At 38.5% G+C, this 24,461-nt stretch carries 23 protein-coding genes; 13 read left to right on the top strand and 10 right to left on the bottom strand.

Annotated features, from left to right (window positions below; translation table 11 throughout):
• Position 1: 1 nt before the first annotated feature.
• The gene (locus tag FTU16_RS01820) at positions 2-1,375 is read right to left on the bottom strand and encodes a diaminobutyrate--2-oxoglutarate transaminase (RefSeq protein ID WP_180162577.1); all 1,374 of its coding nucleotides are present in this window, start codon (positions 1,373-1,375) and stop codon (positions 2-4) included.
• 485 nt (positions 1,376-1,860) lie between these two features.
• Here FTU16_RS01820 and FTU16_RS01815 point away from each other — a divergent pair, with 485 nt between their 5' ends.
• From FTU16_RS01815 to arsH, 6 genes are all read left to right on the top strand, one after another.
• Positions 1,861-2,562, top strand: a complete 702-nt coding sequence (locus tag FTU16_RS01815; protein WP_180093489.1) for an SIMPL domain-containing protein — start codon at positions 1,861-1,863, stop codon at positions 2,560-2,562.
• 187 nt (positions 2,563-2,749) lie between these two features.
• Positions 2,750-4,945: a TonB-dependent siderophore receptor gene (locus tag FTU16_RS01810; protein WP_180162576.1), complete on the top strand. Its 2,196-nt coding sequence runs from the start codon at positions 2,750-2,752 to the stop codon at positions 4,943-4,945.
• Positions 4,946-5,058: 113 nt separating this feature from the next.
• Positions 5,059-5,388, top strand: coding sequence for a metalloregulator ArsR/SmtB family transcription factor (locus FTU16_RS01805; protein ID WP_078191857.1), 330 nt, complete (start codon positions 5,059-5,061; stop codon positions 5,386-5,388).
• Positions 5,385-5,858, top strand: a complete 474-nt coding sequence (locus tag FTU16_RS01800) for an arsenate reductase ArsC (protein WP_180162575.1) — start codon at positions 5,385-5,387, stop codon at positions 5,856-5,858. Before FTU16_RS01805 ends, FTU16_RS01800 begins: the two co-directional genes overlap by 4 nt.
• Positions 5,858-6,898 (top strand): ACR3 family arsenite efflux transporter, encoded by a 1,041-nt coding sequence (gene arsB, locus FTU16_RS01795; protein WP_180162574.1) that lies wholly within the window; start codon positions 5,858-5,860, stop codon positions 6,896-6,898. Before FTU16_RS01800 ends, arsB begins: the two co-directional genes overlap by 1 nt.
• A 1-nt stretch (position 6,899) precedes the next feature.
• A complete protein-coding gene (arsH, locus tag FTU16_RS01790; RefSeq protein WP_180162573.1) occupies positions 6,900-7,604 on the top strand; it encodes an arsenical resistance protein ArsH in 705 nt (234 codons plus the stop codon).
• A 58-nt stretch (positions 7,605-7,662) separates the two neighbouring features.
• Here the strand turns inward: arsH and FTU16_RS01785 are convergent, their stop codons facing one another.
• On the bottom strand, positions 7,663-8,181 hold the full coding sequence (locus FTU16_RS01785) for a GNAT family N-acetyltransferase (RefSeq protein ID WP_180162572.1): 519 nt from the start codon (positions 8,179-8,181) through the stop codon (positions 7,663-7,665).
• 284 nt (positions 8,182-8,465) lie between these two features.
• Between FTU16_RS01785 and FTU16_RS01780 the strand changes: the two genes are divergently transcribed.
• From FTU16_RS01780 to FTU16_RS01760, 5 genes are all read left to right on the top strand, one after another.
• A complete protein-coding gene (locus FTU16_RS01780) occupies positions 8,466-9,629 on the top strand; it encodes a site-specific integrase (protein ID WP_180162571.1) in 1,164 nt (387 codons plus the stop codon).
• A 6-nt stretch (positions 9,630-9,635) separates the two neighbouring features.
• Entirely contained in the window at positions 9,636-10,514 is an 879-nt protein-coding gene (locus tag FTU16_RS01775; RefSeq protein ID WP_180162570.1) for a hypothetical protein, read from the top strand.
• Positions 10,515-10,636: 122 nt separating this feature from the next.
• Complete coding sequence (locus FTU16_RS01770) at positions 10,637-10,915, top strand: AlpA family transcriptional regulator (RefSeq protein WP_180162569.1); 279 nt, start codon at positions 10,637-10,639, stop codon at positions 10,913-10,915.
• Between the two features lie 229 nt (positions 10,916-11,144).
• A complete protein-coding gene (locus FTU16_RS01765; protein ID WP_180162568.1) occupies positions 11,145-11,411 on the top strand; it encodes a hypothetical protein in 267 nt (88 codons plus the stop codon).
• 217 nt (positions 11,412-11,628) lie between these two features.
• Positions 11,629-12,711: a hypothetical protein gene (locus tag FTU16_RS01760; protein WP_180162567.1), complete on the top strand. Its 1,083-nt coding sequence runs from the start codon at positions 11,629-11,631 to the stop codon at positions 12,709-12,711.
• 222 nt (positions 12,712-12,933) lie between these two features.
• Here the strand turns inward: FTU16_RS01760 and FTU16_RS01755 are convergent, their stop codons facing one another.
• Both FTU16_RS01755 and FTU16_RS01750 read right to left on the bottom strand, forming a co-directional pair.
• Positions 12,934-13,665, bottom strand: coding sequence for an HNH endonuclease (locus FTU16_RS01755; RefSeq protein ID WP_180162566.1), 732 nt, complete (start codon positions 13,663-13,665; stop codon positions 12,934-12,936).
• Positions 13,666-13,692: 27 nt separating this feature from the next.
• A complete protein-coding gene (locus tag FTU16_RS01750) occupies positions 13,693-14,064 on the bottom strand; it encodes a hypothetical protein (protein WP_180162565.1) in 372 nt (123 codons plus the stop codon).
• A gap of 114 nt (positions 14,065-14,178) precedes the next feature.
• Between FTU16_RS01750 and FTU16_RS01745 the strand changes: the two genes are divergently transcribed.
• Positions 14,179-16,893 carry a TrlF family AAA-like ATPase gene (locus FTU16_RS01745; protein ID WP_180162564.1) on the top strand — a complete coding sequence of 905 codons (2,715 nt, stop codon included), beginning with the start codon at positions 14,179-14,181 and terminating at the stop codon, positions 16,891-16,893.
• Positions 16,894-17,009: 116 nt separating this feature from the next.
• Here the strand turns inward: FTU16_RS01745 and proB are convergent, their stop codons facing one another.
• The 3 genes from proB to FTU16_RS01730 all read right to left on the bottom strand — a co-directional run bounded on the left by proB (position 17,010) and on the right by FTU16_RS01730 (position 19,986).
• Positions 17,010-18,143: a glutamate 5-kinase gene (proB, locus tag FTU16_RS01740; protein WP_180162563.1), complete on the bottom strand. Its 1,134-nt coding sequence runs from the start codon at positions 18,141-18,143 to the stop codon at positions 17,010-17,012.
• 40 nt (positions 18,144-18,183) lie between these two features.
• Positions 18,184-19,398, bottom strand: a complete 1,215-nt coding sequence (cgtA, locus tag FTU16_RS01735) for an Obg family GTPase CgtA (RefSeq protein WP_078190204.1) — start codon at positions 19,396-19,398, stop codon at positions 18,184-18,186.
• Positions 19,399-19,611: 213 nt separating this feature from the next.
• A complete protein-coding gene (locus FTU16_RS01730) occupies positions 19,612-19,986 on the bottom strand; it encodes a helix-turn-helix domain-containing protein (protein ID WP_078191873.1) in 375 nt (124 codons plus the stop codon).
• 115 nt (positions 19,987-20,101) lie between these two features.
• Here FTU16_RS01730 and FTU16_RS01725 point away from each other — a divergent pair, with 115 nt between their 5' ends.
• On the top strand, positions 20,102-20,956 hold the full coding sequence (locus FTU16_RS01725) for an SDR family oxidoreductase (RefSeq protein ID WP_180162562.1): 855 nt from the start codon (positions 20,102-20,104) through the stop codon (positions 20,954-20,956).
• Positions 20,957-21,014: 58 nt separating this feature from the next.
• Here the strand turns inward: FTU16_RS01725 and FTU16_RS01720 are convergent, their stop codons facing one another.
• The 3 genes from FTU16_RS01720 to FTU16_RS01710 form a co-directional block, all read right to left on the bottom strand.
• Positions 21,015-21,695, bottom strand: coding sequence for a hypothetical protein (locus FTU16_RS01720; RefSeq protein ID WP_180162561.1), 681 nt, complete (start codon positions 21,693-21,695; stop codon positions 21,015-21,017).
• Between the two features lie 3 nt (positions 21,696-21,698).
• On the bottom strand, positions 21,699-22,400 hold the full coding sequence (locus FTU16_RS01715) for an MFS transporter (protein ID WP_218953940.1): 702 nt from the start codon (positions 22,398-22,400) through the stop codon (positions 21,699-21,701).
• Positions 22,401-22,707: 307 nt separating this feature from the next.
• Positions 22,708-24,165 (bottom strand): glyceraldehyde-3-phosphate dehydrogenase, encoded by a 1,458-nt coding sequence (locus FTU16_RS01710; RefSeq protein WP_168379186.1) that lies wholly within the window; start codon positions 24,163-24,165, stop codon positions 22,708-22,710.
• Positions 24,166-24,461 lie beyond the last annotated feature (296 nt).

The following is a 24,461-nucleotide window of genomic DNA, read 5'->3' as shown; positions in this document are numbered from 1 at the left end:
ATTACGCGCCTCGAGTTGCAACAAGTGCTTCAGCAAGTGCTTTCTTGAAGCGAACGATCACCTCAATACATTCAACTTGGTTAATGATCAATGGGCAAAGTAAACGAATGACTGTACCGTTACGACCACCTTTTTCTAACAACAATTTGTTGTTGAAACATGCTGCTTGAATTGCTGCTGCCAATTGAGAATCACCTGGTAAAGAACCCATGTGATCTGCTTTTTGACGTTCATCAACAATTTCAACACCAATCATCAAACCACGGCCGCGTACGTTGCCGATACATGGGAATTCTACCGCTAATTTTTTAATTTCAGCTTGTAAGAAGTCGCCACGCTCTTGCGCGTTTTGAGCCAAGTTTTGTTCTTTGATGGTTTTGATTGTTGCAAGACCAGTACCCATAGCAAGTTGGTTACCACGGAATGTACCCGTGTGACCCGCTGGTTGCCATGCATCAAACTTACGTTTAATACCCAATACTGCAAGTGGTAAGCTACCACCGACTGCTTTAGACATTACAACGACATCAGGCTCAATACCTGCATGTTCAAAGGCAAACATTTTACCTGAACGTGCAAAGCCCGCTTGTACTTCATCAAGAATCAACACGATGTTGTGCTTTTCAGTCACTTCGCGGATTTTCTTTAACCATTTTACAGGTGCAGTCACTACACCGCCTTCGCCTTGGATTGCTTCCAAGATTACAGCTGCAGGTTTCGTTACACCGCTTTCTACGTCTTCAATGAAGTTTTCGAAATAATAGGTTAATGCGTCTACACCCGCTTCACCACCTATGCCTAATGGGCAACGGTATTCATGCGGATACGGCATAAATTGAACACCCGGCATTAAGCCGTTCACAGCATTTTTAGCAGACAAGTTACCTGTCATTGCTAAAGAACCGTGAGTCATACCATGGTAGCCACCTGAGAAGCTGATTACTGAACTACGACCAGTGTAAGTTTTTGCTAATTTAATTGCTGCTTCTGTACCATCTGCACCAGACGGGCCACAGAACTGTAGACAATACTCTTCTTTACCACCAGGTAATTGCTCAAGTAGTGCTTCAGTAAAAGCATCTTTTAAAGGCGTTGTTAAATCCAAAGTATGCAATGGGAGGCCACTTGCAAGTGTGTCTTGGATACTTTGAATTACCGCAGGATGATTATGGCCTAATGCCAATGTTCCTGCCCCAGCTAAACAATCGAGGTACTCTGTACCTTCAACATCAGTAACCCAACAACCTAAAGCTTTTGCTATCGCAAGTGGAAGTTTACGCGGATAGCTACGAACATTGGATTCCATCTGGCTTTGGCGAGTCAAATAGTATTCGTTAGTAGAATTAGTGGCAGGGTTTACAGAAGAAACGCTCATATCGAATTACCATCTCTGATATGGGTTGAAAGAAATAAGTCGGGTGACTTGCGGTCCTTTGACTCGGTGCTTTATGAGTTTCTAGTTAGCTTTAAAAGCTCTTTGAGTATGGGCTAACTAGGAGGCGGATGATACAGACTTTTTCAAGAAAATAAATCACTTTTATGATCAAATAAAAAGATAATTTAGAGAAAAAACAGATCTATTCCATGGATATCTTGAATTATCATCTTACAGTGTGACAAAACAAAGAAAACCTTTTTATTTTATGCTTTTTTACAACTTATGAATGATTATTGTAATCATCAATTATTTAAACAACTAAGTACTGATTATTTAAATAAATAATTCATCAAGCACTACATTTATTTTTCTTGAAAGATTTACAATCCCACCACAGATTTTCCTTTAATCCATCACAATCCCCTTTTAAGATAACAGCATAAGCTAAATTAATCATTCTGAAAGAAGAATAGGTCATAACAATGCGTAAAATTATCTTATCCACTGTTTTATTAGCATCCGGTCTAGGTTTGGCAGCAGCAACTCAAGCAGCTGACCCACTCAATTACAACATCGTGAATATTCAGGCGGATGCTACTCGCCAAGTGTCGAACGACCAAATGTATGCCGTTTTATATATTGAAAAATCAAATAAACAGCCGGCTGAACTTGCTACCCAAATCAACCAATTGATGACCCAAGCGGTGAACACAGCCCGTAAATACCCTGCGGTAAAAATCGAAACGGGATCTCAAAGCACCTACCCGATTTATGACAATGACAGTCGTAAATTGAAAGAATGGCGTGGTCGTGCCGAAGTACGTTTAGAAAGTACAGACTTTAAAGCAGCTAGCCAATTGGTGAGCGAGTTACAACAAAATTTCCAAACTCAATCCATCAGCTTTAGTGTGTCAGATGCACAGCGTAAAAAAGTTGAAAATGAACTGATGGTTGAAGTATCCAAAAACTTTCAACAACGTGCCCAAGCGCTCGCTCAGGCATGGAATAAATCAGGCTACAACTTGGTTAATATTAATTTAAATACCAGCAATTATGGTGGTCAGCCAGTTCCGCGTATGGCGATGATGAAAGCTGCAAGTGCCGATGCTATTCCTGAACAAGAAATGGCAGGTGGTGAATCTAAAATCACGGTCAGTGCAAATGGCTCTATCCAGTTTAAATAATTAAATTCATTTTAAGAAACCGTGCTTTAGCGCGGTTTTTTTGACTATAAATTCCATCTATTCTTTATTTAAATTAAAAAGTCTATTAGCTTAGTCAAATTCATAGTTTCAAATGATAATCATCCTTATTTAAATTTATCGCACTCAAGATTATGATACGCGCTCTCTCTCCATTGCTCACACTTTTATGTATAGTTCAAGCAAAAAATCTCTAAAGCTTCAAAACTTCCCGTTATTACCGCTAAGTATTGCCGTAGGTATAAGCATGGTTGCCACTATGGCTTCTGCTGCTGAAAATACAGATACCGCGCAAGCTGATGTTTTACCGACCATCACCATTGAAACTCAAGGGAACTGGCTGGAAAACGCCAATGAAAAAAAGGTGCAAAAGCATGCCGGTGCGCGGACCATTATAGACCGTAAACGCTTAAACGAAAGCGCAGCAACATCTCTAAAAGATGCGTTACGCCAAGTTCCTGGTGTTCAGGTTCAAGAAAATAATGGTACTGGCGGTAGCGATGTTTCATTAAATATTGGCGTTCGAGGATTAACCTCTCGCCTCTCTCCACGTTCAACCGTGTTGATCGATGGCATCCCAATGTCATTTGCACCTTATGGACAACCACAGCTTTCTATGGCACCTGTCTCTTTAGGAAATATAGAATCTGTTGATGTAGTCCGTGGAGCAGGTTCTGTCCGTTTTGGACCACAAAATGTCGGTGGTATTATCAATTTTGCCACACGTAGCATTCCTGAATCATTTAAAGGAACCGTAGCTTTAAACTCTGAATATGCAACGGGTACAGATCAGGTAAAATTAAGTCCTAGTCTGTTCGTTGGTGGAACATTTGATAATGGTTTAGGCTTAGCCTTGCTTTATTCAGGTACTAAAGGCAATGGTTATCGTGAAGCGAACAACAAAAATGACATTGATGATGTCATGTTAAAAACCGCTTATGACATAACAGATCAGGATAAAATTGCATTAAACTTCCATCACTACGATGGTACAGGTAAAATGCCTGAAGGTTTAAGCACTGCTGAATTCGAAGCAAATCCATATCAAACGTCGCATTATCGTGATTTTTTCACTGGCCGTCGTTCAGATGTATCCCTACGTTATACACATAAAGATGACACGAACAACTTTGAACTTTTAAGTTATTACATCGATTCATTCCGTACCAGCAACCTTGAATCCACCTTAACCAATGGCAATCATCGCTTAGATACTTCACCACGTGATTATAAAGTCTTTGCCATTGAGCCACGTTATTCTCGTAGCTATAGCTTAGGTAGCACGCTGAATGAAGTGACTGTAGGCTACCGTTATATGGATGAAGAAAGCACCGAGTTCGCAGGCCGTACTGAATACGCTGCAGATGCTGAACCCGGTCAGTTTATTGCACGTACACGTAGTGCGGGTGGCACCAAAGCACACGCAGCTTATATCGATAACCGTATAGAATTGGGTAAATGGAATATTACACCCGGCGTTCGTTTTGAATCGATTGATACGCAAAACAGTTTTAGTGCCTATAAAAATGGCGTATTACAAAATACTGTTCATCCATCGATCCAATCAGATGAATTTTTACCAAGTTTAGCTGTCCTGTATAAAGCAACTGACCATTGGAATTTCTTTGCCAATGCCGGTGTCTCTTTTGGTCCACAGCAATATAACCAATTAGCAGCAGCAAAAGATAATGTGGCTGTTTCTACACTCGATGGCTTACACCCAGAAAAGTCAAAAAACTATGAAATCGGCACTAAATATCTCGGTAATGGCTTAACTGCTGAATTAACCGCTTTCTATTTAGATTTTGAAAAAGAGCTCTACTTAGACCGTGATGCCGGCAGCAATGGCATTTGGACCAGCCTAGGGGCAACCAGCCATAAAGGGATTGAAACCGGTTTTAGCTATGATTTCGGTCATTTAGCTGACAATCTCGAAGGCTTAAAAGCTTATGGCAACTACACCTATACCAAAGCGGTTGCTGAAGCGGGTAACTTTAAAGATAAAGACTTACCGTTTTACTCACAGAATGTTGCAAATTTTGGCTTAGGCTATAAATATGATGCTTGGTCCATCAATGCCGACATGTATGCGCAATCTAAACAACGTGCTCCAGGTAACCAAGATTCTGGCATCTACCAAACTGAAGAAACGGCAAATGGTAAATTGGGCGATATTCCAGGCTATTCAACTTTTGCTGTACGTACAGGCTATGACTTTGGCGGTTCGCTACAAGGGGTTAAAGTTGCTGCTGGTATTAAGAATGTCTTTGATAAACAGTATTTCACCCGTTCATCAGATGCAACAGGTGGTAAATATATCGGTCAGCCACGTACCTTTTTCTTACAAACTTCGTTCGACTTTTAAACTGGCCTAAATATAAAAATCCCACTGCATGTGGGATTTTTATTGAATAAAATATATGGACATCCATATATTCATATGTAAGAATATATGTAAATCCATATATATAGATAAGCATGGAACAGACTGAATTTTTCAAATTACTTGCAGATGAGACTCGTCTGAACATCATCATGCTGTTGGCTTGTAAAGGTGAACTCTGCGTCTGCGAACTCACTGAGTCCCTTGAATTGAGCCAACCTAAAATTTCGCGTCATTTGGCATTACTGCGTTCATCAGGTGTGCTGAGTGATCAACGTAAAGGTCAATGGGTCTATTACTCCATTCACCCTGCACTGCCTACTTGGTGTACACAAATACTCGATGTCATGCGTCACCAAGAACGATTTAAAGACCTCGATTTAAACTCCCCGAAAGGCACTACCACATTGTGTGAAACGCTATGAATTTTTTATTTCTATGTACTGGCAATAGCTGCCGCAGCATTTTATCCGAAGTACTTTTTAACCAGCGTGCCCCTGAAGGTTTCCGTGCTTATAGCGCAGGCAGTAAACCTTCAGGACAAGTCCACCCATTTACCTTAAAAACCCTACATAACCTCAATCTACCGACTGAGGGCTTGTCGAGTAAAACCATCACAGCATGTGAACAATACCAACCCGATGTGGTAATTACTGTCTGTGGTTCTGCAGCTCAAGAAGCTTGCCCAATTTACTTAGGCTCTGCCATCAAAGCCCACTGGGGCTTAGAAGATCCCTCCCATTTAGAGCTTGCAGATGACATAAAACTTGCAGCTTTTCTTGATACCGTGGCGCATATTAACCGCCGTTTAGATGCTTTATTTGCACTCGATTTTACGCAATTAAGTCGTGAAGAACTCAACCTAGAAATCCAAAAAATTTCAGAGATCCACTAATGGCTGCTGCAAAATTGTCATTTCTAGACCGCAATCTAACGCTATGGATTTTTATCGCAATGGGGCTAGGCATTACGATTGGCGTGTATGTTCCTAGTGCTTCAAGAGCTTTAAATCAACTCAATATCGGTGATGTCAATATTGCGATTGCCATTGGTTTAATCCTGATGATGTATCCGCCTTTGGCTAGAGTGGATTACAAAGCACTGCCTGAAGTGTTTAAAGACAAACGCACCTTATATCTTTCACTGCTTCAAAATTGGTTAATCGCACCGTGCCTGATGTTTATTTTGGCGATCGTGTTTTTACAACACTACCCTGAATATATGACCGGCTTGATTCTGATTGGTTTAGCACGTTGCATTGCGATGGTTCTGGTTTGGAATGATCTCGCTTGCGGGGATAACCAATACGTTGCAGCTTTAGTGGCATTTAACAGTATTTTCCAAATTGCATTTTTTAGTACCTACGCATGGTTCTTTTTGAGTTTTTTACCGCCTTATTTTGATATAGAAGCGCAAGTGATCCAAGTCAGCTTTTGGACCATCACACATGCAGTATTGGTGTATTTAGGTATTCCCTTCCTGCTCGGTTTCCTGACGCGTGCCATATTGGTAAAACAAAAAGGTCTAGATTGGTATAAAAATCAATTTATACCTAAGATCAGCCCGATCAGTTTAATCGCATTACTCTTTACCATTGTGGTGATGTTTAGCCTCAAAGGTGCAGATGTTGTGAGCCTTCCAATGGATGTACTGCGTATTGCCATCCCCCTCACGATCTACTTTGTGGTGATGTTTTTCATTAGCTTTTTGATGAGCAAATGGATGGGCAATAACTACGCCAAAACCACTGCCATATCCTTTACAGCAGCGGGTAATAATTTTGAACTTGCCCTCGCTGTTGCCATCGCCACCTTTGGCATTGCATCTCCGATTGCATTTACCACGATTATTGGCCCATTGGTTGAAGTCCCTGTGCTAATTGCATTAGTGAGTGTATCGCTATGGTTAAAACGCAAATGGTATAACGAGAACTAAAATGAAGCTCCCCAATATTCAACTAGATTTACTTGAGACACCGCGTTTTGAGCAAGTTCAAGCTAAAGCACTTGAACATCCGCCACGCATCCTGCTGCTCTATGGCTCTAACCGTGAACGCTCATTTAGCCGCTTAACGGTATTGGAGGCGGGTCGAATCCTTGAACATTTTGGTGCAGAAGTCAAAATCTTTCATCCTAAAGGTCTTCCTCTGCCTGAAGATGCTGAAACCTCCCATCCTAAAGTTCAGGAATTACATGATTTGCTTGCATGGTCTGAAGGCATGGTTTGGTGTTCGCCAGAACGACATGGTGCGATGAGTTCTATCTTGAAAGCACAAATTGATTGGATTCCTTTAGCCGCAGGTGCCATTCGTGCTACTCAAGGTAAAACGCTAGCGTTAATGCAAGTCAGTGGCGGTTCGCAATCTTTCAATGCTGTTAACCAAATGAGAATCCTTGGGCGTTGGATGCGGATGATCACAATTCCAAATCAATCTTCCGTTGCAAAAGCATTTTTAGAATTTGATGAAAATGACCGCATGAAACCTTCCTCCTATTACACTCGGATTGTCGATGTGATGGAGGAATTATATAAATTTACCCTACTCACACGTGGTCAATCTGCCTACCTCACAGATCGCTATTCTGAACGAGTTGAAAGTGCGGAAGAACTCTCTAAACGGGTTAATCAAAAGAACCTTTAATGAAAAAACTCCTGCATCTGTGCAGGAGTTTTAGTCTAAAAATTTCATCAACTTTAACTTAAGCCAATAATTTATAAAATAATGTCGTTGAATCTATTTTACTCGTATGGCTCAATGCAAATTGCGGAATAATCCCAGCTTTTATAAAGTTAAATTTTTCATACAGCTTTTCAGAGACTTCGCCTGTACGGGTATCAAGTACGAGTAATTTCAAGTTCAAGTGTTTTGCTTGATCTTCTGCAAGTGTTAATAGTTGGTGAGCAATGCCTTGCTGACGTACCTTTGGATGCACCATAAGTTTTTCAATCTCAGCACGATGCAGTGCATTGGCTTTGGTGGCACGAACCAATTGCACTGTGCCCACAACTTCACCGCTTTGCAGCGCTACCCACAAAAAGGTTTTATGCTTTTGAATATCCTTTGCCACAGCAGACCAATATTCATCATAGTGCGACTTAGATTCTTCAGCTAAAAAACCTAGAGATGCACCATCTTGCACACATTGTGCCAATAATTCGCACAGTTGAGCCTGTTCATCTTTTAGATCTTGAATGTTTAAATATTGAATTTCGCTCATATTCTTCTCCTCTTATTTCTATTTTTATCGTTATATTCAAATGACATGCCATAAAAAATCCCGCTCGGAAGCAGGATTTTGATCTTTAAATTTAGTAAATCGCCATATGATTGCGATCTACTTTAAATAACACTCAAAAACATTTAGCCAAAAATTAATCATAAGTTATTATTTTAAATATATTTTATTGAATTTTACCATCCTAACAATTACCATCAATAACACTCCAAAACCACCTACCAAGTAGTTAAGTTGGTAGTTAAATTTTCATAGATAAGATATATATGCTCACCGTAAAGCAAATTGAAGCTATTCAGCCCCTTGCCAATAAAACTCTTAAAAACTTTGATAGTGAATTGCTATATCTCTTCACTTCTACGACCGGTCGTAAAGTTTGGAAAGTGATTTACACTTTTAATGGTAAGAAAAATACAACTACACTGGGCGAATACCCGATATTTTCAGCTAAGGAAGCTCGCCTAAAACGTGATGAAATAAAGAAACAAATTGCGGAAGGAATTGATCCCAACCAAAAGAAAAAAGCAGACAAGATTCAAAAGTTATCATGTATCTCTTTCGGAGAATTAATTGCGAAATACATAGATGAAGTTGCGCCGTCGCATAAAGGTGCTGACAAAGAAATTTCTCGTCTGCATAAACTTATGAATGATTACCCAAAACTAATGCAGAAACCGATAACGGACGTTAATCAGCTAGATATGATTGAGCTTCGAAATGATCGGCTTTCCAAAGTGTCACCTTCAACGGTAGGACGTGACTTAGGTGTATTGGGTGGTGTATTCAAATATGCACGTCAAGAATTACGTATTCTTAAAACTAGCCCATTATTGGATGTAGCCAAACCAACTCAAGCCCCTCACCGAGAACGTAGAATTACACAAGAAGAAATTAATACTATCCTTCTCGGTTTTAATTACGATGCGACATATCAACCGCTCACTAAACGCCAACAAGTCGCTTGGGCATTTTTATTCGCCTTAGAAACTGCAATGCGAGCAAGTGAAATCACCAATATGCAATGGTGCAATGTATACGAAGATCACGTACTTCTACCCGATACGAAAAATGGTACAGCAAGAAAAGTTCCGCTTTCTAGACGCGCTATTCAACTACTCGTATTAATGAAAGGATTAGATAACGATAAAGTTTTAACCATTTCCGATAGATCGAATGCCCTATCGCACGATTTTTGGCTTGTTGTAAGTAATAGATTGGGGATTACTGATTTAAACTTTCACGACACAAGGCATGAAGCTACTACACGCCTTGCGAAGAAACTTCCAATTCAAGATTTAGCAAAAGTTACCGGTCATAAAGATTTAAAAATGCTGATGCGTTATTACAATCCGACCGTACAAGAACTAGCGCAAAGACTTAATGAATTGGATGATCCAAACATTATCCCATTTAAGCAAAAAGTCGTTTAACCCTCTATGAACTACACCATTACTCAAGCAATTAAAAAGCTTTCTAATCACAGCACAACAGATGATTATTTCAATTTATGTCGTTTGATACGTGATGGCATAATTCATACTTGCTTTGATGTATATGGTGTAGCGGTTGCAGTAGTTGAAGAAACTAACAAACCTTTACCCAATAAAGAAGTTATTGGAATTCGTTTTCTAAATGAAAGTGACAACTTAATGGTTACCCCCAATAGATGCTATAAAAATGCCATTTGTGATCTCATATTAGATAAGATTGATAAAGTTGATATTCCATTAGTAAGAGACAGTATTTCCAATAAATATGATTATGTTTTATTAAAAGGTGTTAAGACCGACAACATTCATTTAATTACAACCCAACTAAAAGATTGGCACATTATTGTAGAAAATCCTGTTAATCTTTCGGAAGACACCTATACACAAAGACAAACAACAGTCAGAGACCTAGAAAGATTTAATATATTCGCCTCGTTTACTCTTACAAAACTAAGCCTCTTAATCTCAAAACAATCACTAGATACATATTTAGACACATTAAATGTCAATAAAACTAAAAAGAAAACCGTCAGTGATAGCTATGTCGAGGCTAAAAAATTAGTAGAAGACCTTTCAAATAAGTGCTGGCAAGCTGATTCAAATCAAATTCTCACCAAATCCTTAATAGCGGAAAAAATCAAAGATAAACTTAAAGGCTCGAAGTATGAATATGAGTTACCACAGCGATTAACATCATTAGAAAAAAAATGGATTGCGCCTCGACCTGAAACCTTTAAAGAAAGAAAAGGAAAACCCTGTGGAGAAGAAAAAACTCAGGGAATTATTCTTTTAAACCGAATTTTAGAATTAGATGATCAAAATTAATACGGACTCAAAAAGTATAACCCTATTAACTTATTTTTATTAAAAATTAAATAACAATAATAGAACACCATTAGCTCGTAGCTAATCAGAAATGAAACTTAGCAACTCTGATGGTGTTCTCAATGAATCTCAGCAAATACATTCAAGATAAAGTAATCACTTCGGCACCTGCAACTCCGGAGAAGATTCATATCTGTAAAACAGGTAAATCAGCCGGACAGATCCGTAAATTTAAAGCTAAACCTGCCCGTAGTGGATTGCTCCCAATCACAAGTAAAACGCTTTGGTTATGGGTAAAACAGAATAAGTTTCCTCGGCCATTTTCTCTCAATGGTTTAACAGTTTGGGAGTCTAAAACTGTCCTTGATTGGATTGAAACGCACAAACAAAAGGCGTCTTAAGATGCTGAGTAGTTCGCACTTATCCCAAACTGAATCAGCCAAATTCCTATATACACACTTAGGAAAGACACAAAAGTATTGGTATAGAAGACTTACCAAAAACCTATACCGTCCGAGTCTTTTACATGGGTACAGAATCACTGTCCATGTCGTGGATGGCAAACCAATGTACACACTACCTGCTCTACATGAGTTCGTACGTGTTAATCAACATTCAAAGGAAAGAAAAATGCAAAATGTTAATTCTGCTAATCAGCAACTTAATACAGATAAAGCAAAAGCACGATCATTAATGCTTAACACTATTAAAAATATGATTTCAAAAGGAAATCCATACTTTAATACTCATAGAGAGCATCGGATTGAAAATGCTATCACGTACTTCAATGAACATTTAATGTTCAATGGATTAGATTGCACTGAAGAGGAGTTAGAGCAAGCATTTTTAGAACGTGTAAAGCTAATGGAGGAATTCAATGCAATTCACCTTAGTTAGTATCGAAGATGTTACAGCAATTCTCTTATCTAGCAGTAAAGTAATGATGGTGCACCAAACTCAATCCTCCATTACCTACAGCATTGAACGTAATGGTAAGGAATTAATTCTCATCAACACTCCAAATGAAAATTACTTAATTCAGTAATTTACCATCAATCCAAAAGGGCGGTTATTCAACTGCCCTTTTATTTAATTTTTTCACATTGAAATGATTATGAAACATCTAACACACCATCAATTTGAAACCCTAGTTCGAAATGGACAAGATCCATATGATGACGAGTTACGAAAATTTCTGCTCGATTTAGAAATCGAAGAGTTTTCAGAAGATACCGAGAAAAAATCTCCATATGAACAAAGTTATTTAGATTTATGCTCAAGATATGCTGACAATGCAAAACAAGCCGATCAACTCGAAACCATTATTTTCTCTAATATTCACAGTTACGATTTCAAAGCAATGAATATCCAACTCAAAGCTCAGGTAGATTTCATCGATTTATACTTTGAAATTGGTAAAACTAGCACGCGACACGACATCAAAAAATTTCTGACAGAGAAAACAGGTATTACTCATTACATCTCAGAATACCAAGCAGGTTTTATTATTAGATTACACGACATGAATTCGTTCAATGTACTACGGCGCCGTATCAGCTATTTAAAACATTTCGAATGCAATTTCGATAGCTTTAAAATCATGGAAATTGAACTAGCAATTGACTTCTACAATTTCAAGCATAGAGCACTCACTACAGCCCTTTTCAAGTCAATTCGATTACCTAGTACCGTAGAAAATTTACGTGTCTATAAGAGCCAATTAGGCGTATTTACGCCTATTCCAAGCACACCATACTCAATGTTTAGAAAGCTAGAAAATGGCTATAATATTGGTATTAATCATAGAGATGCGGAAGAGTACTGGCACTTATATGTAAAGACTACGGACTGTAATAAACAACCTCTACCGGAGAATGAATGGCGAGTCCGTGCAGAGAAAAATATCAAATGCAATATTCTCAATCAAATGGACAACCGCCTAACAAATATCAAAAGAGTTTTATTAGATGGATTCAAAGGGCTTAGTTTCACACGGTTGACAACCAACTCTTCCAAGCAGTTAACTAATGAATATAAAAATACTGTTAGAGCTTTTGGAACAGAGATCCCAACTTACTATGACAAAAATCGGCATAAGAAAAATTTGTCTGAATCCATGAAAACACACGGCGAACTTAATCAACTCGTTTCGAGCGCCGTGCAAAACTTAGTTCGCAATTTCACTATCAGTAATTAATAGCGTGGTTGATGCCGTAACCCTTATAACTTAAGCTTTACGGCAATTTTTATCTACTTCGTCTGCCTAATAACTTATTAGTTATATATCTACTTATAAGAGTTCACTTAATATTAACTTAACCATAAGTTAACTTAGTTTTGGGTAAAGAGCGAAGTCTTAGAAAAACTTCGAACTAGCTTATGGATACCATTCATAAAAATTGAGATTCTAGCAATTATCTTATAGATCGAAATCCGGCAAGATTCCTAGCTTAACAGTTGCCATCCTGATTAGTTGATTATAGTTTTCACAGATTTCTTTAGCCAAACCATGAATCAAATTAACAATTTTCCAAAACTCCTCATAGTTGTCTTCCTCCCATTCTGGAGGCACTTGATTCCATCCCATATTTATTGTCGGAAATGTGTTGATAGAAATGGCTGCTTGAAATCTACCAATAGACGACAATAGAGTGCTACGCAATCCTTCTAAATCTGCATCTAAAAAATGAAATGCCGGATTGGTACATAGATATTCAAAATTATTTAAGTCATTTAATCTATCTAATTGAAACGAAAAGCCTGCAAAGTTATTTTGAGAGATAAAACTTAGACTCCCATTCCAAGGAAGTACTTGTAGCAATGTGTTATAAATTGTTTTATCTGTCTCTACTGCATGTTGATTAATGATCAAAGAATTGTTTTGAACAGCTAAATACCATGCATCTCTATGTCTTATAAGTTCCTTTTCAGTATATTTTATTCCTTTTGGATGTTTTGAATCATAAGTCCTCATATCTCCATGACAATCAAAGCATAGAGGAATAGCATTTTCAAACGTATCTGGCCCACCTTCTGCTTGTGGCTTTATATGGTGAATTTCCATTTTAATTCCACAAAATTTATGACACAAACAACAATGTCTTCCACAAGCTACTAAAGCATTTTCTTTTACTAGAGCACCAAATCCCATATTTAACTTCCACTTAATTCTATTTATTTAGTTGTCAAAATTAGCCCATACATCATAGATCATATGTTGATTATCAACTTCAAAAAGCAGGCATACCAACAACCGGTACTTATCAATTTTTAGAGCCTCATCAATAGCTTCTTCGACTGTGTCAAAAATCTGAGCTAAGTCTGGAATTTTCACATAAACTCGATTAATAGCTACATCGTTTTCTTCAATCTTTCCAACAAACTCATCTTGATCGTAAAGGTGAATCACATAACCCAAGAATTCCGCATTATCCTGAAGCTCTAGACGGCGTTTAGCTTCTTCAATCGTAATACGTTCGCCATCAACTTTTTGTTGCTGTGCGTGTGCTATACGCTCTTGCAGTGAACCTCTTTGTTTTGCTTGCCCCATAATTAATCCTTAATTTGCAACTTAAATACTTATAATCAGAAAAAAATTTATTAATTTTGAGTATACTTCAACCAATTAAAAAATATTAGCTGAATTATTATAGGGGGAGTTTTTATGTCCAATATTTTAGGCAGTCAATGGTATAAATTTGACTTTCACACACATACACCAGCTTCACTCGATTACCGAGAACCTAGCGCTATTTCACCTCAAGATTGGCTTAAAGCTTTAATGGCTAAAGAAATCGATTGCGTTGCTATTACCGACCACAATAGTGGTCAATATGTTGATGATTTGAAAAACGCTTACTCACAAAGTATGAATGAAGATTGGTTCAGGCCTCTCACAATGTTTCCTGGTTTTGAACTAACCGTATCATTAGGAGCTAGTAGAATTCATATGTTAGCTATTTTTGATCCTAGTATATCTAGTTCAGAACTAACTATGATTCTCGGAAGTTGCCAATTAAATAATATGTTATTAGGCGATCCTGAAAATTGCTTTTCAACTCTTTCAATCACAGATGCAGTAAGACGAATCAAAGATGCTAATGGCATTATAATGCCCGCTCATATTGAAGGGCCTAAAGGCCTTTTACACAATATCACTACACCAACACCAGATTTAAAAGAAAATTTAAAATTATTTGATTCGGCACAATTTATTAATCCGAATTACTTGATAGATACCCCACTCAATTCGGAATTAAAAACTGACTGTCAACATCTTGCGATTGTGAAAGGTTCTGATGCTCATACATTAGCCCAACTAGGTACAAGCTTTAGTTGGATAAAAATGGGGACACCGAACATTGACGGCCTTAAATATTCTTTAAGAGATAAAAACTATTGCATTCGCAATCAAATTCAAAACCCTAATCAAATCCCTCAAGCTTATATTAAGTCTCTAACTATCAAAAATATGAAGTACTGCGGTAGGAGAGCAAATAACATTCCTACATTTCAGCTTCACCCACTATTCAATGCAATTATCGGAGGGAGAGGTACAGGGAAATCAACATTTATTGAATCCTTAAGATTATCATTAGGTAAATCCCAAGATACTCATGAGCTAGACAAAATCCATAGTGAAATTCAAAGTTTCATTAATGAGGTTACCCTTAACGAGACAGAAATAGAAGTATCAGTAAAGAATCATGCAAGTGAATATTGCTCAAAATGGTCTAAATCTTCCCCTCTACAATTTTTCAAATATGAAGGAGGATCGTTAATTCCAGATCAAGGAAATATACAAGAACGGCTCCCTGTTCATCTTTACAGTCAAAAGCAAATTAATGCCTTAGCTTCACATCCCAATATCTTATTACAGATAATTGATCGATCACCAAGTGTTAATACTCACATGTATAAGGAATTAATTGATACCCAAACTAGCCAAATTATGAATCTCCTTGAAGAAGAAAGAAGATTAATTAACGCAATATCAACGGAAGGATCATTTAGATCAGAACTCAGCTCTATTGATGCCAACATTTCAAGTTTTAATACAGGGGGACATAATCAGATTCTTCTAGATCATGAAATATGTATGAATGTCAAAAGAGCTTTAGCTTCAAGTCTTGAAGTTAGTGAATTGAATGAAAGATTAAATCAGGTCTCTAGCACTAAATTACCAACACTATTCTTAGATAATATTAATGGCTTACATGATCCATTAAAAATGGAATTAGCACAAATTAACACTACATTTTCCGGTGAGTTATCAAATATTCTTGAAGAAATTAATAATTTAAAAATAAGATTAGAAACAGCAATTTTACACGCTACCACTGCCTACGCAAATTCCAGCTGGACTTCGTTTAAAAATAGTAATGAACAAGGCTACCAAGCAATGTTAGCCGACTACAATGCTAGAGGTATACCATTCGATAGCGAACAGTATGAATTATGGAATAGTCGTAAGCAAGAAATCATACTAAATCTTCAAGCAATCGAGAATAATAGACAAAGACTTACTGCCAATCTTAGAGAAAGACAAAATTGTATTGATGAAATTACTAGACTTAGAGGTGAGATTCAGCAACGTAGACAGACTTTTATTGATGCAATCTTAATTAATAACAATTATGTAAAAATGACTGTTTTACCTTATGGAGAAACTGAAAATATTGAGTCTACTTTCAGAGATATCATAGGAACTCCTAATTTCGTTAGTACAATCTACAATCCAGAAGACAAAGAACGATGTCTTCTTAATGAGTTAATTAACTGTAATAGTAGTTCTAAGCTTGCAGCCCAAAGTAACCTTTTCAACAATATACTTAATTTAATTAAAGGGATTCCCCTACCACAATTTACTATTGATAGCAGATTCACAACTCACCTCCAAAATCGATATCAAAATCAGCCTGAATTTTTAGGCCGATTACTCACTTGGTTTCCTGAAGATTTACTTGAAGTAAAATATTCAAGAAAAGGGGATGGTCGAGATTTTGTTAACATCTCTAGAGGTTCTGCAGGACAAAAAGCAGCGGCTATATTAGCTTTCTTACTTAGTCATGGTAATGAGCCTATAATTATCGATCAACCTGAAGATGACCTAGATAATGAGCTCATTTATGATCTTATCGTGAATCAGATACACAACAACAAAAATAAGCGCCAAATTATTATTGTCACACACAATCCAAACATTGTAGTAAATGGTGATGCTGATTTAGTAAACGTTATGCATTTCAATGGACAAATTGAAATTAAAAACTCAGGTAGCTTAGTTCACGAAGCAATACGAAATGATGTTTGCCAAATTATGGAAGGCGGTAAAGATGCCTTCAGGAAACGTTATGAACGAATAGGTTCTTTCAGCTAATCCTCAAAATAGATAAAGCCCACTTCAATAAGTGGGCTTTAAACCAAAGTAGCTAAATAAGTAGTCAAAAAAACAAGATTTTGTATTTAAACAATTAATTTCAATAACTTATAGCACTAATAAATCGCCATATGATTGCGATGGATCATTTCAAGTGATCGGGCTTCCCCTAAAACTTGATGAACTTTATCTGAGGCCAAACCTTTAACGATTTCTGCCGAACGTGAACTGAAATTTACACGACCGACAGCAACACGATGACCTTGTGTATCGACACATTCCACCACATCACCACGTTCAAAATGCCCTTCAACTGCTTTCACACCGACAGGTAATAAACTGCGGTGATTATCACGAATGGCTTTAACTGCACCATCATCAATTACTAAACGACCAGCTGTTTGTAAATGTGCAGCTAACCATTGTTGATGGGCTGTCACACGATCATTGTCCGTAATGAATAAGGTACCGAGTAACTCACCAGCCATCACGCGTGAAAGCACATTGTCGCTATCACCGCTCGCAATGACTGTTGGACAACCGGACTTGGCTGCCAAACGTGCCGCACGAACTTTGGTCAACATACCGCCACGACCGAATTTACCGCCGCCGCCAGCCATATCGAATAATGATTCATCCATTGCGCGTACTGTATGAAACAGTTTTGCGTCTGGATTGGAACGAGGATCTGAGTCAAACATGCCTTCTTGGTCAGTTAGAATCACCAAGAGGTCTGCATGAACCTGTCCAGCCACCATCGCAGCCAAAGTATCGTTATCGCCAAAGCGGATTTCGTCAGTCGACACTGTGTCATTTTCATTGATCACAGGAATCACACGCCAATCGATCAAATGCTGCAAAGCATCACATGAGTTTAAATAGCGACGACGGTCTGCCAAGTCATCATGCGTTAACAGAACTTGTGCTGTACGAATAGAACGCTGTTCTAAAACGCTTGACCAAGTATGTATTAAACCCATTTGTCCAATGGCTGCGCAAGCCTGAAGACTGGGTAGATCTGTGGGTCGGCTGTCCAGATTCATTCGAACCATACCTTCAGCCACAGCACCGGAAGACACAAGAATGATCTCGTGCCCTGCATTGTGTAGTTCTGCAATTTGTCCCGCCCAATGCGAGATTGCATCCAGATCTAACCCTTTTCCGTTTGCTGTGAGTAGTGATGATCCGATTTTAACAACGATACGTTTACAACCCTTGAGCTGACGTTGCCCATCTACCACTTCTATCATCTTGTCCTCAGACTTGTTTGCTTTGACACTTATTCAGCAATTAACGTACGTAGTACGATTCTGCCTCATCATCACCGTCTTCAAATTCATCATCAAAGTCTTCACCTTGACCTGCCAGACGTTGTTGACGACGCATTTCACGATATGCTTCTTTCGCAGCAAGCGTTTGCTCACGTGTTTCAGCTTCAAGCTGATCACGGAACGCTTTAACTTCTGCTGCATATTCAGGATCTTCAGTTTCGCGTTCGCGCTGTTCTTCAATTTGATCCATCAGGTAGTACACAACGTCTTTAGTACCTTCAAACGTTAAACCTGAAGTTTTGAATACAGGGCCTTTCCACTGCAACTCTTCGAGAATGTGATCACACCATTCATCACGCGTTTCAGCCGCCAATTGGTCTACTTTATTGAGTACCAATACAACAGGTAATTTTGAAAGCGTTGGGGAGAATTTTTTCAACTCTTCCAAAATTGCTTTTGCATTGTACGCAGGGTCAGAACCATCAATCGGTTGAACATCTACGATGTGTAATAAAATACGTGTACGTGCCAAGTGTTTCAGGAATCGAATACCTAGACCTGCACCTTCTGCAGCACCTTCGATTAGACCCGGAATATCCGCCATTACAAATGAACGGTGACTATCGGCATCAACCACACCTAGGTTTGGCACCATAGTGGTAAATGGATAATCTGCAACTTTTGGTTTCGCTGCTGAAACTGCACGGATAAAGGTTGATTTACCCGCATTTGGCATACCCAACAAACCAACGTCTGCGAGTACTTTTAATTCAAGACGAATTTCACGATATTCGCCTTTTGAGCCGTGTGTACATTTACGTGGAGAACGGTTGGTTGAAGATTTGAAGTGAGTATTACCCAAACCACCTTCACCACCTGCTGCCACTAACACACGCTGACCGTCAGCCACTAAGTCGCCGATGATATCGCCAGATTCTGTATCTACAATTGTTGTGCCCACTGGAACGAGCAATACGGTATCTTCACCGCCACGGCCTGAGCAGTTCGCTCCACGACCATTTTTAGCACGTTCTGCACGGAATTTACGTGTATAACGATAATCTACTAGGGTACTTGTGTCGTTGTCGGCTTGAACGTATACGTTACCGCCACGACCACCATCACCACCATCTGGACCACCAAATGGTACGAATTTTTCACGGCGAAAACTGGCTACGCCATTGCCACCGTCGCCAGCCTCTACGGTAATGACTGCTTCATCAACAAAGCGCATATTTGCCAATCCTCTAAAAACTTTAAAACCGCTTATTCTGCCATATTTTAAAGAATTTCTCGAACAATATTATTCAGCAATACTATAAATTTCATTCATCTTGGTACTGATGCAAATTTTTAGGAAAATCCGCACCTCACTCGAAAATCTTTAGCTCATCATCAAAATACCTTTGATAAATGGCAAACGAATTTCACTCCCCATTTCTGAAAGCTATTTACGTGCATTTTCCTTGGCTTCAATAATTTCAGGCAAGGTTCGTTCAACCCAACCAATCAGATGCATTAACTTTTCTGCAGCCTGCGAGCCCATTAAAGTCAGTTGATATTCAACTTTGGGTGGCACGACTGGATAGACTGTCCGTAAGATAAAACCATCTTGCTCGAGCATTTTCAGCGTTTGAGCCAGCATCTTTTCGCTCACCCCTTCGATCCGCTGCTTAAGTTCACTAAAACGGTGTACCCCTTCAGTCAAACAACGCAAAACTAATACTGACCATTTATTGGTGAGATGTTCCAATATTTCTCGAGATGGACAATCAGTGGATAAAACTTGACCTAATAATTTACTTGTAGCGTATGTGTTCATTAAATCTTTCCTCAAAGTCACTAACTTACTTTTTGGTACGTACTTACATTTAGTAAGTTAACAGATTAAGATTCAACCATCAAGATCATTTATTCAACAATCAGAGGGTTTAAATATGAAAATCGCAATTACAGGTGCAACAGGTCAACTAGGCCAATTGGTCCTTCAATTTTTATTGAAAGAAACTGCAGCCGACAACATCATCGCTTTAGTTCGCTCACCAGAAAAAGTAGCATCCCTACAAGCTCAAGGTATCGAACTTCGTCATTTTGACTATGATCAACCAGATACACTTGTTCCTGCACTACAAGGTGTCGATAAATTATTACTCATTTCTGCCAATGAAATTGGTCGTCGTACTCCACAACACAAAGCCGTAATTGATGCTGCAGTAGATGCGAAAGTTCCATATCTTGCTTATACCAGCCTGTTACGTGCAGATACGTCACAATTGGGTTTATCTCAAGAACATCGTGAAACAGAAAGTTTGATTCAAGCTAGTGGTTTAACCTATACCTTCTTACGAAATAACTGGTATGTCGAAAACTATCTTGCTGCTGCAGGACATGTGGTTGAAACAGGTACCTTATTTGGTGCAGCAAAGGATGGAAAAATTAATGCAGCGACACGTGCTGACTATGCTGAAGCTGCTGCAAAAGTACTTACAAGCGCTGGTCATGAGAATAAAACCTATGAACTTGCAAGCTCAGACAGTTTCACATTGGCACAGCTTGCCCAAACCCTACAGCAAGTTTCAGGTCAAAATGTTCACTATCAAAATCTAACTGCAGAAGACTACACACAAGGCCTATTACAAGCGGGCTTACCTGCTGGTCTTGTAGATGTGATCGTCGATGCTGATATCAACAGCATTGACGGTGCAATGCAAAGTGATCGTAAGGACTTGGAACAGTTACTCGGTCACCCAACCACTTCTCTACGTAGTGCTGTTGAAGCTGCTTTAAAATAAGATCAAACCAACAAAAAAGCCCGAATTGATTCGGGCTTTTTTTTGAGTTAAATCTAACTTATGGATGTACATTTTTTATCGGCAAATCCATGTTCAACTCTAAATTTGCCTTGGTATTACGCTCTGCGTTGTACATCGTGGCATTAAAGGTTGCAATTTTTCGCATGGTCATCGGGTCATTAAGTTTTAGTTGTGGTGCAAACTGATATACCACATGCAAATCGACTTTTTCATTAAACTCAAAATACACAGGACCATTAAAATTAATTCGAATAGGAATGTTATAGGTTCTTTTCAAATGAAAAGGAACATCTAACTTGACAGGAATGTCCATTTTTAACGGAAATTTCGGCACGAGTTTATTTTTAATCACCAAATCTGTGGTCGCCTCAAGCGGCATCGTCTGGTTAATTTGAATATTGGTGGAATAATTAATATCCACTGAGATCGGAACCTCTACACTAAACTGCAAATCTGCCAGATATTTTCCCTTTAAGGGCAGTTGCAGCTTCCGATCTAAAGCAATCTGCGTATCCAACGTCCCGATGGACTGCGTTTGCAAATAATTGCCAACGGAAATTTTGGTGGGTAGTGAATGCGACAATTGAATATCTGCATTTTTTGCACGTACTTGCATCGACGCATAAATATTTAAATACAACCAAAATAGTACCGCAACCAACAATGCAACTGCGATAAAACTCAAAATGATACGCTTCGCCGATTGAAATATCCACATGGCTTACGCCTGAGCTTTCGCTTCAGTTTTGGCATGCTCTCTATTGAGTCGCATTGTTTTTAGTGGAATTACCAATTCACCCTTTTTAATTTGAACGGGCAACGTATTTTGTACGTCCACTGTCGCTTTCAATGCCGTTTTAATTGGAACATTCAAATTACCTTCAATAGGAATGTTGGTTTTTAAATTTGCATTCAGTGGAATATGTAGGTTTTCTTTCAGTACGGTTTTGACTGGCGCATCAAATTTTAAATGTACTTTTTGTTCCAAAGGCACATTCATATTCACTGGAATATCCAATTGAATTGGGATATCACCTTTGAGTGGTAAAGTCACATCTTGCCCCATGACTTTAACTTTTACTTTGGTATTCACAGGAAGGTTTTGATTCACTTTCAAAGTTTCACGCACTGGAATCGTGGTCTTGATCGGGACTTGATTATCAAAATACACCCGTGGTGTCAGCGTTTGAGTTAAGGGAATATTTAAATTTTCATGTATCGGAATTTCAGCATTCACCCGCCCTGTCACGTCCACATCCAAGGCATCATGAATTTTGACTTCGGCTTGTAATGGCTCTTGCAGGTCGATATTGACGTTCTGATTTTCTAGCGGGATATAAATATTAAAGTGCTTAAACACCCAAATGGCGATGAGTACACCACAGAGTGCAGCAAACACAATAAATGCCAATCCACTGAGCATGTGCTTTGCTTGCAAACTAAATTCCTTTTGCTTTTTTATTTTTACAGCTTTATTTTGAACACATTACCCAAACCAGTTTGCAATTTTTTGTATTTATTTCTTTAATGATTTCATTAACTTAAAACTTGAATATTTTAGTTGGCTTTTTCATTATAAATGACTCACACGCATCTAACAGTGGCAGAAATAACAAGACATTTCGATGCTTTTGATCAATCCATTCATCGTCTATGCCTTAAGCTACTCATCCCTGCTCTTTAGATAAAAAAAAGAGCCTCAAATGAGACTCTTTTTTAGCTTTCACAAATTATGCATTTGTTTCAGCAGGAATTTTTGGATAGCTTACGCCGCCCATTTGTTCCGCAATACGTAATACTTGGCAGCTATAACCCACTTCGTTATCGTACCAAACATATGCAGTTAAACGGTTACCAGAAGTGATTGTCGCTTGAGCGTCAAATACACCTGCAGTACGTGAACCGATAAAGTCAGATGATACAACTTCAGTTGAGTTTGTATAACCGATTTGACCTTGAAGGTTAGAGTTGATTGAAATTTGGCGAATGTATTCATTCACTTCTTCACGATCAACATCTTGACCTAAAGTAAGGTTCAAAATTGCAAGAGATACGTTTGGAGTAGGTACACGTACTGAGTTACCAGTCAATTTACCTTGAAGAGCAGGAAGCGCTTTAGCAACAGCTTTAGCAGCACCTGTTTCAGTAATAACCATGTTCAATGTTGCAGCACGGCCACGACGGTCAGCTTTATGGTAGTTGTCGATTAAGTTCTGGTCATTCGTGAACGAGTGAACTGTCTCAACGTGACCATTGATCACTGTGTACTTGTCGTTTAACACTTTCAGTGTTGGTGTGATCGCGTTTGTTGTACAGCTTGCAGCAGAGATGATTGTATCTTCATCAAGGATGTCAGCTTGGTTCACACCGTATACAACGTTCTTCATGTCACCTTTACCAGGTGCAGTTAGAATTACACGTGCAGCGCCAGCGCATTTAAGGTGCTGTGCAAGACCTTCAGAATCACGCCATTTACCTGTGTTATCGATTACAAGTGCATTGTTAATACCGTAAGCAGTGTAATCAACTTCAGATGGGTTAGACGCATAGATCACTTTGATGAAGTTACCGTTAGCAATGATTGCTTCGTTTTCTTCATCAACAGAAATTGTACCTGCGAATGGACCATGAATAGAATCACGACGTAATAAAGACGCACGTTTTTCTAAGTCACCGTCAGATGATTTACGAACAACGATTGCTTTAAGGTTAAGACCACGACCTAGACCAGATTGGCTGATCATCAAACGTGCAAGGATACGACCAATACGACCGAAACCGTAAAGTACAACATCACGGTTTTCAACGTTAGTTGCATTGCCTTCAAGTGATTTCACAGCGTCAGCAACGAATGCGTCAACATCACCGCCTTTTTCTTTGAACTCAACAGCAAGTTTGCCAAGATCAATTTCAGCAGTACCGATGTTTTCGATTTTTGCCAAAGCTTCAAGAATTGGGAAAGTGTTCACAACTGAAAGTTCAACGTCAAGTACGCGAGTACGACGATGCGCTTTAAGAATTTGGATAACCGAACGGTTAATTAAAGAACGACCGTATACTGTAGCTACGATGTTTTTTTCACGATATAACTGACCCACTAGGGCAATCATACGTTCCGCGATTTCTTCACGGTTTTTCCAGCGACCTTGGTGCTCTGCATGTAGGGCAACGATAGTGTCTTTGCTCACAGATACGTCCTCTAATTAATTGTAAATCTAAGCATAAATTTCAAAACCCCACAATTGTAATGGAAAACTGAAAATTAATGAATCTAAAAGCAGATTTCGACAAGGTTATTTTGTTATATATTCACTATCAATTTTCAAAATAATCATGATTAGTATTATGATTTTATAGCCGAAAGTTGAAAAACGGACTTTTTCGCAGATTTTTTTCACAAAATTTCAAATGTAGTTTTATCAACCAGATCTCTGCATATTTAGCTCAAAGATAAACGAATATTTATATTGTTCAAATTGCGGTG

It is taken from the genome of Acinetobacter sp. YH12069 (genome assembly GCF_013419675.1).
GTDB lineage: Bacteria > Pseudomonadota > Gammaproteobacteria > Pseudomonadales > Moraxellaceae > Acinetobacter > Acinetobacter amyesii.
Note: the sequence above shows the minus strand (reverse complement) of the source record. Positions and strands in the feature narration are given on the sequence as shown.